9 protein-coding genes are annotated in these 12,446 nt (G+C 74.5%); 5 read left to right on the top strand and 4 right to left on the bottom strand.

Features of this window, described 5'->3' with window-relative positions; all coding sequences use genetic code 11:
• Window positions 1-11: 11 nt before the first annotated feature.
• The 4 genes from ACN261_RS21880 (at window position 12) to ACN261_RS21895 (ending at window position 2,426) form a co-directional block, all read left to right on the top strand.
• Window positions 12-593 carry a TetR/AcrR family transcriptional regulator gene (locus ACN261_RS21880; protein WP_421481529.1) on the top strand — a complete coding sequence of 194 codons (582 nt, stop codon included), beginning with the start codon at window positions 12-14 and terminating at the stop codon, window positions 591-593.
• Window positions 594-728: 135 nt separating this feature from the next.
• The gene (locus tag ACN261_RS21885; protein WP_421481530.1) at window positions 729-1,403 is read left to right on the top strand and encodes a hypothetical protein; all 675 of its coding nucleotides are present in this window, start codon (window positions 729-731) and stop codon (window positions 1,401-1,403) included.
• A gap of 214 nt (window positions 1,404-1,617) precedes the next feature.
• Window positions 1,618-2,028: a hypothetical protein gene (locus ACN261_RS21890; RefSeq protein ID WP_421481531.1), complete on the top strand. Its 411-nt coding sequence runs from the start codon at window positions 1,618-1,620 to the stop codon at window positions 2,026-2,028.
• A 137-nt stretch (window positions 2,029-2,165) separates the two neighbouring features.
• Window positions 2,166-2,426 (top strand): hypothetical protein, encoded by a 261-nt coding sequence (locus ACN261_RS21895; RefSeq protein WP_421481532.1) that lies wholly within the window; start codon window positions 2,166-2,168, stop codon window positions 2,424-2,426.
• 115 nt (window positions 2,427-2,541) lie between these two features.
• Here the strand turns inward: ACN261_RS21895 and ACN261_RS21900 are convergent, their stop codons facing one another.
• Genes ACN261_RS21900 through ACN261_RS21910 form a run of 3 tightly spaced genes read right to left on the bottom strand, consistent with a single transcriptional unit; the run spans window position 2,542 to window position 5,061 of the window.
• Window positions 2,542-3,492 carry a hypothetical protein gene (locus tag ACN261_RS21900; protein WP_425851880.1) on the bottom strand — a complete coding sequence of 317 codons (951 nt, stop codon included), beginning with the start codon at window positions 3,490-3,492 and terminating at the stop codon, window positions 2,542-2,544.
• Between the two features lie 52 nt (window positions 3,493-3,544).
• Window positions 3,545-4,243, bottom strand: a complete 699-nt coding sequence (locus tag ACN261_RS21905) for a class I SAM-dependent methyltransferase (RefSeq protein ID WP_421481534.1) — start codon at window positions 4,241-4,243, stop codon at window positions 3,545-3,547.
• The gene (locus tag ACN261_RS21910; protein WP_421481535.1) at window positions 4,240-5,061 is read right to left on the bottom strand and encodes a glycosyltransferase domain-containing protein; all 822 of its coding nucleotides are present in this window, start codon (window positions 5,059-5,061) and stop codon (window positions 4,240-4,242) included. The genes ACN261_RS21905 and ACN261_RS21910 overlap by 4 nt, the downstream gene beginning before the upstream one ends.
• 343 nt (window positions 5,062-5,404) lie before the next feature.
• On the opposite strand from ACN261_RS21910, the gene ACN261_RS21915 reads away from it, so the two are divergent.
• Window positions 5,405-11,851 carry a type I polyketide synthase gene (locus ACN261_RS21915; protein WP_425851882.1) on the top strand — a complete coding sequence of 2,149 codons (6,447 nt, stop codon included), beginning with the start codon at window positions 5,405-5,407 and terminating at the stop codon, window positions 11,849-11,851.
• A 169-nt stretch (window positions 11,852-12,020) separates the two neighbouring features.
• On the opposite strand, the gene ACN261_RS21920 is transcribed toward ACN261_RS21915, so the two are convergent.
• Complete coding sequence (locus ACN261_RS21920) at window positions 12,021-12,299, bottom strand: phosphopantetheine-binding protein (RefSeq protein WP_363654658.1); 279 nt, start codon at window positions 12,297-12,299, stop codon at window positions 12,021-12,023.
• Window positions 12,300-12,446: the final 147 nt, after the last annotated feature.

Here is a 12,446-nt window from a genome sequence, read left to right on the forward strand (position 1 = left end):
ACGGTGTCGCCGTGGGACGCACAGCCGGCCGGTCGCCGCAGGACACCCGACGTGCCCTGCTGGACGCCGCCGCGGACGTCGTCCGCGCCCGGGGGATCCACGCCTCGCTGGACGACATCGCCCGCTTCGCCGGCGTGTCCAAGGGCGGCCTGATCTACCACTTCGCCAGCAAGGACGACCTGATCCTGGAACTGGCCCGCGACCAGCTCGCCTCCTTCCAGGCCGGCATCGACGCCGCGTTGGACCCCAGCGACACCGCACCGGGACGTCTGACCCGGGCCTACCTGCGCGCGTCGGTCGCCCCCGCCGACGACGACGCCGCCGTACGCGCCTCGATGGCGCTGGTCACCCAGCTCATGACGCTGCCCGCGGTCGCCGAACTCGCCCGCGCCGACGCGGAACGGCTGGCGGCGGCCCTCGCCGCCGACGGGCTGCCCGCCGACGTGCTGGCGCTCGTGGTCGCGGCGGCGGACGGCATGGGAAGCGCGCCCCTGTGGGGGGCCCCGACGCACACCCCGGCCCACCGGCGACTGTTGGAACGGCTGCTGCACCTGACCCGGCACCCGCACCTGTGGGAGACGCTCACGCCCTGAGCCGGGCGACCCGCGCGGCCCGTCACGGCCGCGCCGTCGGCGGCTGTCGACGTCCCGCCACAGGCGGTATCCTCATCCACTCTCGTCGATCGGCGAGGTGGTTTCGTTCCGCTCCGCACACCCTTCGGAGGCACGATGAGGTTCCGCACCGCCCGTACGCTCGGCGCACTCACACTCGTACTGGGAGCCGTCGCCGTACCGGCGACCCCGGCCGCCGCGCACGACACCGCCGACGCGATCGCGGTGTACCCGCCGATCCAGGGCTCGTCCACCTGGAACAGGTTCGGCGGGTCCGGGCCGGCCAACCACCACATCGTGTTCGGTAACTGGGGCTACACCAACGACTGGGCGGTCGACATCTACCGCAACCCGGGGGCCACCGTCGTCTCCCCGTTCGGCACCAAGACGGCGGCCGGGCACCCGGTCGCGGTCACCGTGGTCACCGTCCGTCCGGGCTGCGCGACCGGCAACCTCGCCGACGGCGGCTACCGGATCGGGCTGGAGGCCCGGGACACCACGACCGGCGGGGTCGTCGGCCGGGCGGACGTGATGCACGTGAACAACAAGCCCGGCGGTGTGGTCGTCGGCGCCTCGGTCGGCCCGTGGACCAAGCTCGGTGAGACCGGCCGGTTCCGGTACTCCAGCTGCTACCAGGTCAACGGGGACAGTGGCGCGCACATCCACCTCGAGGTGATCAACCAGCACCGGTACTCCTGCTACGTCAACCGCGCCGCCGACACCGCCCTGACCGACCTGACCGTGGTCGGCCGGATCGGCGTCCACTACTCCGGTCAGCGCGCCGTCTGCTGACGACGGCCGGCGGCGCGACGACCGGTCCGTCACCGACGGTCGACGTCGCCACCGCCCGCCGGGGCCGGGCCGTGCCGGACGCTGTCGGTTGGTCGGCAGTGTCCGGGCACGGACAGTGGCCGTCAGGTGACGCCGGGTCCCGCCCATGATGGGTCACGTCGACGTGCCGTCGCGACAGGCCGGCGCACGGGACACCCCGGTCAGGAGGATGGGCATGCCGTTCGAGGTCGACTTCAACTGGGCATCGCAGGCCGTCATCGAGACGGTGGCCGTGCCGTTCCCGTCCCTGGAGACACCACCCGGCGTGGTCGTCGCCGACCCCGCGGTCCCGCAGTTGGCGTTCCAGCAATCCGGCCCGGTCACGGTCACGATGCTCGGCAGCGGCCGGTGGAACCGCGACACCAGCTACCGGTTCAACGCCGGCTGCAACCAGGAACCGCACCACGCGGCGGCGATCGGTGAGGTCGGGGTACTCGCCGCCGCGGAGGCGCAGCGGTTGGAGGAGTGGTTCCTCCAGCGGTATCCGAACTCCAGCCCGGAGGTGCTGAAGAACGGCGGGAAGTGGAACCTCACCCTCAAGCGCAACGGTGCGGTCTTCAACTTCCACGTCGGCGTCCACGACTGAGATCTCGCGTGCGGGCGCGGGGCGGCCCGGCCGCCCCGCGCCGGCCTCCCGGGGGCCTGCCCGAACGGTGGATCAGCGATCGGCCACTGTGGATCTACGATCGGTCACAGTCCCGTCACCCCTGCGGAAGGACCCCCATGCCCCAGCCGATGCGCCGCCGGTTCACCCGACTCGCGGTGGTCGCCACCGCGGCGGCCGCCGTCAGTTTCACCGTCCAGCCGGCCCCGGCCGCCGCCGTGCCGTTCGAATGGAACGGGGCCTTCGCCACGTACGAGGAGTGCGAGCAGTGGCGCATCGACGCCAGCTACTGGGGTGAGGCGGGCAGCAGTTGCGTCTACCGCACCCTGCCCGACAGCCAGTACAACGGCTGGTACTTCCGGGCCGCGATCGCGGGCTGAGCCCCGACGAACGGTCCGTCCACCCCCGACCACCGCCTGCCGCAGGCCACCGCCTCCGGTACGCCGAACGGGCGGTCACCCCGGTGCGGGTGGCCGCCCCGGGGCACCGCCCGGGTCAGCTCTGCTGGTAGTTGACGGCGGCGAACCCGCACGGCCGGTGCAGGTGCAGGTAGTAGGCGCCCTCGCCGTACTCGTCCAGGTCCGCGCCGCCGACCAGACCGACGTAGTCCATCGGCTGCCGGCACCCGGGGCAGTCGGGGTGGTCGGCGTCCTGGATCCAGTCGGGCCGGCCGCCCAGCGTCGAGCCGCCCCGGTCCCACGCGCTGGCCTGGTAGGGGCTCTGCCGGACCTCCCCGGGGACGGGCAGCAGCGCGGGCGGATCCTCCACCCCGGCGGGGCCGAGATGGTCGGGGCGGGTGTTTCCGGTCCACCACTCGGTGCCGCCGTCCGGTGTGACCCGGCTGTACAGCGTCGTGTAACAGGCGCAGAAATGGCACGTCCCGATCACCAGGCGGCCGGACCAGCCGGTGTGCGCCAACGCGACACCGACGGCGGGGTCCGCCGGGTCGAGGTCCGCAGCCGTCCACAGCGGCGACGCGCACCACGGGCAGTTCGCCCCGTCCGGCCGCCGTGGTGCCTCGCGCATGATCCACCGGTACGCGGTGTCACCGCACAGGTCGCGCCGGTGGCCCTGCGGGTCGACCGTCCAGCCGCCCTCGGGCGCGTAGTCCAGGATGTCGACGTGCAGCGCGTCCGCGCCGGGCGGGGGCTGTGCCGACCAGCGACGCAGGGCGTCCTCGGCCAGCGGGTGGGCGGTGTGCGCCAGGGCGACCAGCAGGTGGTTGAGCTGCTCCGGCGTCCGCCCCCCGTCGACGCGCGCGACGATCCGACGGACCACGTCGGCGTCCGCCGCCCGGTACAGCTTTCCCGGCCACAGCACATCGTGGTCGAGCAGCGAACCCAGGTGCGGCGTCAGCCTGCCCGGCTCGGCGTCCGCGACCAGGGACAGCTCCTCGACCGCCTCGTCGTCACCGACGGACACCTGCCGGACCAGCTCCTCGATCATGGGGCGATGCTAGCCAGCCGGCACCCGGCCCGCCGCGGGGCACCGGCCCTGCTCACACCGTGAACGCCGGTCCGGGCCGGCCGATGCCGATCCGGCCGTTGGTCGGGCGGTGCTCGAACGTCACCCCCAGCTCCTCCTCCCAGCACCGCATGATGTCCTGCTCACCCTCCCGGTCGATGTCGTCGAGCACCACGGCGAAGTCCGCGGCGAACCGCGCGGCGAAGAAGGGCCCGGCGGGATGGCGGGCGTGCGCGTTCGCCGCCCGGTAGGCGGGAGGGCCGTCGACAAGGAGCAGGTCGACGGCCCGGCCCGCGGTCATCTCCGCGAGGCGGCGCTGCTCGTACCAGGTCGACTCCTCGTCCGGCCAGCGGGACTCGACAGGTGTCAGGGGGGCGTGCACCACGGTCACCACGTCGCCGAGACCCTCGCCCGCCAGCTCCTGACCGAGCAGTTCCGCCCAGCGCTCGTCGTGCTCCACGGTCCACAGGTGCCCGCCCCGCTGCCGCAGCAGCCGGCCGATGTAGAAGGTGGAGACGCCACCGCCCAGCTCGACGACGCACCGCCGCCGGTTGACCATGATCTCGTTGAGCACCGCGACCACCCCGCTCGGTCGCATGGCGCTCGCGCTCCACGGCAGGTACGTCAGCGACAGCGGGGCCAGCGCCTGCATGGCCAGCAGGTCGTTGCGTTGGAGCTCGTTGCGTTGCAGCGACGGACGGTGGCGCTGCTCGTACTCCGGTCGCGCGGTCACCGTGGCACCATCCCCACCAGCCAGGAGGGCAGCAGACCCTCGTCGAGCAGGTCCAGCACCACCGTCTTGGCCAGGGCGGAGGCGAAGTGCACCTGGGCCGCCCCGCTGGGCGTGCGCAGCCGCGACAGGAGCCGGGAACGTTCCCGCCGGTAGCTCGCCGACTGCCTGCCGTGGGTGCGGAAGTCGTCAGTCCAGCGGTTCAGCTCGCAGAAGTTGGTGACCCTCGGCGCGAAGTTCTCGAACAGGACGGCCCCGTGGTCGAGCCCGACGGTGTCCGGTTCGAGAAGCTGCACGAGGGTCCAGTAGTACTGGTCGCTCGTGCCGTGCAGCCGGTCCGTGTCGACCTGGTGCGCCCGCAGCCGGTTCAGCAGCGGGAAACGCCCGCTCGGGGGGTCCGGATACGCCGCGCACAGGGCGAGGAGGTCACCGGCGGGCCCGAGGAAACCGCCACTGTTGAGATACGGGTACGGGCCGACGGGCGGGTCCTCGTGCAACGCGAGACCGACGGGGCCCATCGGCCAGCTGTTCGGCTCGGCGCTGAACACGATCCGCTGCGCGAAGCCCGCGTACGCCGTGCGGATGTACTCCTCCCCGCGCAGCAGGAGCGTGTCGTACGCGTCGGTGAACAGCACCAGCTCGTCCCGTGGGACGTGCCGGGCCAGGTGGTCGGTGAGCAGCGCCCGCTTGTCCCGGGGCCGGAACCCCCGCTGCCGGCCCTCCAGGACGACCAGATCGAGCCCCACCGCCGCGCAGGACGGCGCCAGCAGCCGCTGCAGGAAGGGGTGTTCGAGGTCGGTGGCGATGGTGATGACCCTCATGGTCGGCGTCCAATCGTGCTGACGGTTCGTGCCGTTGGACCACACCGGCTGCGCCCTGGTGCCCGACCGGTGGGCCGGGGTCGGACCGGCTGCCAAACTATCGATCCACGATGGTCGTTGTCGACCCGTGGCATCGTCCCCGGCCCTGTCCGAGAGCTGTCGTCGAGCCGTTCTCAAGGACGGCCACCGCCGGGCACTGCCGGCCGGGACCCCGCGCCGACGGTCCCGACCGGAAGGCGAGCGGGTCTGCCCACCGGCGTCCGTGGTTTCTCAAGCCGTTCCCAAGCGGTGGCCGGAAGACTCGGGGCGCAGCCAGCACACGACGCCGAGAGAGGCGGGGCGGATGACCGGACGGGACGAGTCGGCGCACACACCGGGCGGGACACCGGTCGCCGTGGTGGGCATCGGCTGCCGGTTTCCCGGTGCCAACGGGTTGGCGCAGTTCTGGCGTCTGCTCAGCGACGGCGGCGACGCGATCACCGACGTGCCGGCCAGCCGGTACGACATCGACGCCTACCACGACCCGCGGCCGGGCACGCCGAACCGGATCGTCAGCCGCCGGGGCGGCTTCCTCGACCAGATCGACCAGTTCGACGCCGGCTACTTCGGGGTGGCCCCCCGGGAGGCGGAACGGATGGACCCCCAGCAGCGGCTGCTGCTGGAGACCGCGGCCGAGGCGCTGGCCGACGCCGGCCTGACCCGCGACCGGCTGTCCACCACCCGCACCGGCGTCTACGTCGGCGGCATGTCCTCGGCGTACGGGCAGCTGCTCAGCGACGCGTCGGTGCTGGACCTGCACGCGGCGACCGGCGGCGCACGAAGCTTCCTGGCCGGCCGGGTGTCCTTCGCCTTCGACCTGCGCGGCCCCAGCATGGCGGTGGACTGCGCCTGCTCCTCCAGCCTCGCGGCGCTGCACCTGGCCTACCAGAGCGTGCGCAACGGGGAGACCCAACTGGCGCTGGCCGGCGGGGTGAACCTGGTGATCGCCCCCGAGGAGACCATCCCGTTCTCGGCGGCCCGGATGCTCTCCGCCGACGGCCGGTGCAGGTTCGGCAGCGCCCACGGCGACGGCTTCGTCCGCAGCGAGGGGGTCGCCGTGCTGGTGCTCAAACCGCTGGACCGGGCCGAGGCCGACGGCGACGCCGTCCACGCGGTGATCTGGGGTTCCGCGGTCGGCAACGACGGCCAGTCCGGCGGCTACCTGCTCACACCCTCCCAGCCCGGCCAGGAGGAGACGCTGCGCGCGGCGTACGCCGACGCGGGCGTGTCCGCCACGCTGGTGGACTACGTCGAGGCGCACGGCACCGGGACCCCGGCCGGTGACCCGGTGGAGCTGGGCGCCCTCGGCGCGGTGGCCGGCGCGGGCCGGGACGGGCACTGCCTGGTCGGCTCGGTCAAGACGAACATCGGCCACACCGAGGCGGCCGCCGGGCTGGCCGGGGTCATCAAGGCGGTGCTCGCGCTCCAGCACCGGGAGATCCCGCCGAGCCTGCACGCCACCGAGCTGACCGACGCGGTCGACTGGGCGGGGTTGCGGCTACGGCTGGTGCGGGAACGCACCCCCTGGCCGCAGACCGACCGGCCGGGCCTGGTCGGGGTCAGCTCGTTCGGCATCTCCGGAACCAACGCGCACGTGGTGCTCGGCGAGTACACCCCACCGGCGCCCGCGCCCGCGCCCGCCGACGGTGACACGCCCGACGGGGACGCCGCGCAGCTCCTGGTGCTCTCCGCACCCGACCGGGAGGCGCTCACCGCCCTCGCCACCGACTACGCGCGGTTCCTCGGGCCGGGTGGCGACGGGCGGGACCTGCCGTTGCGCGACGTGTGCTTCAGCGCGGCCACCCGCCGGGACCACCACGAGAACCGGCTGACCGCCGTCGGCGCGTCACCGGACGACCTGGTCGAGCGGCTTCGGGCGTACGCCGCCGGTGAGTCCCGCCCCCGGCTGGGCGGCACCGCGTCCGCGCCGGTGGACGGCGACCGGCCCACGGTCGTCTTCGTCTTCCCCGGGCAGGGCTCGCAGTGGGACGGCATGGGCCGCGAACTGCTGGCCCGCTCACCGGTCTTCCGCGACACGCTCACCCGCTGCGACGAGGTGATCCGCGCCGAGGTCGGCTGGTCGCTGCTGGCCCGGCTGACGGGGGAGACGGATGCCCCGGCGTCCATCGACACCGTCCAGCCGACCCTGTGGGCGATGCAGACCGCGCTCTGCGCCGTGCTGCGCGACTGGGGCGTCGAGCCCGACCACGTGGTCGGGCACAGCATGGGCGAGGTGGCGGCGGCCGGCGCGGCGGGCGCGCTCAGCCTCGCCGACGCCGGTGCGGTCATCTGCCGGCGCAGCCGGCTGCTGCGCACCGTCGCCGGGCAGGGCGTCATGTACTCGGTGGAGCTGTCCGCCGACGACGCCCGGGCCGCGCTGGCCGGCCACGAGCACCTCGTGTCCGTGGCGGTCAGCAACAGCCCCACCTCGACGGTCCTCTCCGGCGACCCGCAGGCGCTGGCCACCATCGTCGCGGGCCTCGACGAACGCGGCGTGTTCTGCCGGCAGGTCCGGGTCGACGTCGCCTCGCACAGCCCGCAGATGGACCAGCTCCGCGACGACCTGCTGGCCGACCTCGGCGACGTCACCCCCCGCGCGGGTCACGTCCGGTTGTACTCCACCGTGGACGACGCCCCCTGCGACGGTTCCGGCTGGGACGCCGCCTACTGGATCCGCAACCTGCGCGAACCGGTGCGGTTCGGGGCCGCGGTGGCACACCTCGCCGGATCGGGCGACACGGTGTTCGTCGAGATCAGCCCGCACCCCATCCTGCTGCCGGCCATCCAGGAGACCCTGGCGGCGGCCGGGACCGACGGTGCCGCCGTCGGCTGCCTGCGCCGCGACGAGCCGGAACGGGCCAGCCTGCTCGACACCGTCGCCGCCCTGCACCGCGCCGGCTGCCCGGTCGACTGGCGCCGGGTGGTCGGCGGGCCCCCGCCCCGCTACGTGCGGCTCCCTTCCTACCCGTGGCAGCGCCAGCGGTACTGGCTCGCCCCGACCCCGGCCGGACAGCCGGCCCCGCACCGCGTGGACCGGGTCGTCGACCCGGCCCGGGAGCCGTACCTGCTCGATCACCGGGTGCAGGGCACCGTGGTCGTGCCGGGCACCGCGTACGTCGAGCTGCTGCACACCGCCGCCGCCGGGATCTGCGCCGGGCAGACACCCGTGCTGCGCGACATCCGCTATCTCGACGCGCTGTTCCTGCGCCCGGACCAGCCGCCGCCCGCGCTGTCCACCACGTTCACCCCGCGCGGGCCCGACACCTGGGACGTGGCGGTGACCGGGGCGGAGACGACCCACGTCACCGCGACGGTCACCCGCACCCCGCCGCCCGAACGACGCCGGCTGCCGGTGGAGGCGACCCGTGCCGCCTGCCCCGACCAGCTCACCGGGGTCGACTTCTACCGCCGTTTCGCCGCGCGGGGCAACGAGTGGCAGGGCGCGTTCCAGGGCGTCGCGGAACTCTGGACGGGCGACGGTCAGGCACTCGGCCGCATCCAGGTGCCCGCCGGGGTCGACCCGGCCGGGTACACCTGCCACCCGGCGCTGCTGGACGCGTGCGGGCAGGTCCTCGCGTCGCTGATCCCGGCCGAGGACCGGTCGTCGGCGTTCGTCCTAGGCGGCATCGACGCGGTGACGATCCACCCCGACTCGGGCGTCCCCGGCTGGGCGCACGCCGTCGCGGTCACCGCCTGGCGGTCCGACTCGGTCTGTGGCGACCTCGTGGTGGCCGACGCCGACGGCCGGGTGATCGTCGAGATCGAGGGACTGCGCCTGCAGTACCTGCAACCCCCGGACTCGGTACGCGACCCCGACGGATGGTTCCACGAGCTGCGGTGGCAGCCGCTGCCGGCGCTGCCCGACGCGCCCCGGCCGGCCGAGCGCCGGCTGGTCTTCGCCGACCGGTCCGGCGTCGGCGACGCACTGCCCGCCGACGTCCGGGTGTTCGCGGGCGGCGGATACCAACGGCTGGCGGCCGACCGGTACGAGATCGACCCGACGGCACCGGCACAGTACCGGCGGTTGCTCGCCGACGTCCGGGCCGGGTTCGACGGCCTCGCGCCGACCGAGGTGGTGCACCTCTGGACGCTTGACGAGCCTGACAGCTCCCAGTCGGCGCAGCAGGCGGCCGGGGAGGCCGAACGCCTCGGCTGCGGCAGCGTCCTGCGGCTGCTGCGGGCGCTGGCCGACGCCGGCCTACCCGAGCCGCCCCGGCTGTCGCTGGTGAGCCGGGGCGCACACCGGGTGCGCGACGCCGACCGGACCGTGTCGATGTGGCAGGGCGCGCTGTGGGGCCTGGGCCGGGTCGTCGCCCACGAGCACCGGGAACTGCGCTGCGCGCTCGTCGACCTGGACCCGGCGGGCCCGTCCGCCGAACTCGCCGCCGCGCTGGACCGGGAACTGGCAGGTGTCGGGCCGGAGGACCAGGTGGCGCTGCGCGACGGCCAGCGGTACGCCGCCCGCCTGCTGCCCACGCCCGCCGGCCGGCCGGCCGACGCCGACGTCGCCCACCAGCTCCAGGTCACCTCGCCCGGCCTGCTCGACGGGGTGCGCCTGGTGCCGGTGCCGCGCCGGCCGCCGGGGCCGGGCGAGGTGGAGGTCCGCGCCGACCACCTCGCCCTGAACTACCGCGACGTGCTGATCGCCATGGACCTGTATCCGCGCCTGTCCGACCAGCCCGCGAGCATGATCGGCGAGTGCGCCGGCACGGTCACCCGGGTCGGACCGGGCGTGGCCGGACTGCGGCCCGGCGACGAGGTGGTGGCGATCTCGCTGCGCGTACCCGCCGCCAGCCACCTCTGCGTCGACGCGCACCTGGTACGCCGACGGCCGGCCCGGCTCACCGCGCAGGAGGCCGCCACCGTGCCGGTGGCCATGGTCACCGCGTACCACTCGCTGGTCCAGCTGGCGCAGGTGCGGCCCGGCGAACGGGTCCTGATCCACCACGCCACCGGCGGGGTGGGGCTGGCCGCGGTCCAGGTGGCCCGGTGGCGCGGTGCCGAGGTGTACGCCACCGCCGGCAGCCCGGACAAACGCGCGCTGCTGCGGATGATGGGCGTCACGCACGTGTCCGACTCGCGGGGCACCGGGTTCGCCGACGAGATCCGGGACGCCACCCGGGGCGAGGGCGTCGACGTGGTGCTCAACACGCAGGCGGGGGAGGGCCTGCTCCGCAGCGTGGAGCTGCTGGCCGACCGGGGGCGCTACGTCGAGCTGAGCCGGCGTGACCTGGTCGAGGGCACCCGGCTCGACCTGCGGCTGCTGGCGCGCGGGGCGTCGTTCTTCGTGGTCGACGTGGTGGACCTCGGGCTCAACGAACCACGCCGGCTCGGCGCGATCCTTCAGGAGACGCTGACCCTGGTGCAGGCCGGTCTGCTCGAACCGTTGCCGTACCGCGTCTTCTCCGCGACCGACCTGGTCGGCGCGTTCCGGCACATGGCCCAGGCCCGGCACGTGGGCAAGGTGCTGGTGTCCGTCGGGGAGCTGACCGCGCCGCAGCCCGCCCCGGCCCCGCACCGGCCGGTGCGGATCGATCCGACCGCCGGTTACCTGGTGACCGGTGGGCTCGGCGACCTCGGCCGGGTGGTCACCGACTGGCTGGTCCGCGAGGGGGCCCGGCACATCGTGCTCACCGGGCGTACCCCGCTGTCGGGGACCGGCGGCGCGGACCGGCTGGCGGAGCTGCGGCGGCACGGGGTGCGGGTGGCGTACGAGGCGGTCGACGTGGCCGACGAGGAGGCGATGCGGGCGGTCGTGGGGCGGCACGAGGCCGACGGCGTGACGATCCGGGGCGTGGTGCACGCCGCCGGGGTGATCGAGTACCGCGCCCTGTCCGAGCTGGACGACCGGACCCTGTCGGCGGTCCTGCGCCCGAAGGTCACCGGCGCGGCCGTGCTGCACCGGCTGTTCGCCGGGCAGCCGCTGGACTTCTTCGTGCTGTTCTCCTCCGGCTCGGCGGTGCTCAGCTCCCCGATGCTCGGCGCGTACGCGGCCGCGAACGCCGCCCTGGACTCGCTGGCCGACCAGCGTCGGCTCGCCGGTCAGACCGCGCTCAGCGTGAACTGGGGCTTCTGGTCGGTCGGCATGCCCGCGCGGGTCGGCCGGGAGCACGGCCGGGCGATCAACCCGGCCGGCATGGACACGTTCAGCCCCCGGGAGGGCATCGAGGCGCTGCGCCTGCTGCTGGCCCGCGACGCCACCCACGGCGTGGTGCTGCCGGCGGACTGGCGGCGGTGGGCGACCGCGCACCCGGACGCGGCGACCTCGCCACTACTGCGTGACCTGCTCGCCGACCCCACCGCCGTCGCCGCGCCCGCCGCCCCGGCGTCCGTCGTGCCCTGGTCGCCGCCGTCCACCGCCCCACCCCCGGCGCGACCCGAGGCCACCGCCCCGGTCACCACGGCCCCGGTCACCGCCGCCCCACCCGCCCCCGTGCCGACCCCTCCCGCACCGGTGGGGCCAGGGGAGGCGGGGGCCGGGGTGGCCGGCACGCTGACCGACCGGGACGCCGTGGAGCGTTACCTGGCCCAGGTCCTCGCGGAGGTGCTGGGCATGCCGTCGGCGCAGGTGCACACCCGGCGACCGCTCAAGCGGCAGGGCCTGGACTCGCTGATGGCCGTGGAGGTCCGCACCCGGGTCCAGCGCGACCTGGGGATGCTGCTGCCGATCGCGAAGATGCTCGGCGGCCACAGCGTCGCCGAGCTGGCTGGCGAGGTGTTCAGCCAGCTGGGCGAGGCCGGCCGCCGCTGACGGGGCCGGGCCGGTGGGCGGTGCGGGTCGCCCCGCGTAGCCGTCCGCCGGCCCCGGTCCGCCCGGCCCCGCTCACCGGCGCGGCCGGGGCCCGGCACGAACGGTGGCGGTGACCGGACGCGCCGGTCACCGCCACCATGTCGTACGTCGGGTGTCGCCCGTCGCGCCGTCAGCCGCGGGCTGCGTCGGCCTGCGGGATCAGCTCCGCCCGCCGGGCCACCTCCGCGGCGAACTCGCCGAGCGTCATGATGGCGAGGGTCTCGATGTCGTCGTCGTCGAACGTCACACCGAACTGGTCCTCGACCCGCAGCGCGAGCTCGGACACGGCGAGCGAGTCGAGGTCCACACCGGACGGGCCGAGCATCGAGTCGGGGCCGGTGTCGTCGGTGTAGAAGTTCATCTCGCGCAGCGACTGCAGGGTGAACGCCAGGACCTCGTCGGCTGACATGGTGGGGCTACCTTCCTGTCGGATGGCGCGGGAGCGGCGGGGCCGGCGTCGGTCGACGACGTCGTCCTCCGTCACCGACGACCTGCGGCGTCATCACGTCGGTCGACGACGTACTGCCGAAATGAGTGGGCCGAAGCTATCAACGGG

Source organism: Micromonospora sp. WMMD723 (assembly GCF_049863385.1).
In the GTDB taxonomy this organism is placed as follows: Bacteria; Actinomycetota; Actinomycetes; order Mycobacteriales; family Micromonosporaceae; genus Micromonospora; species Micromonospora wenchangensis.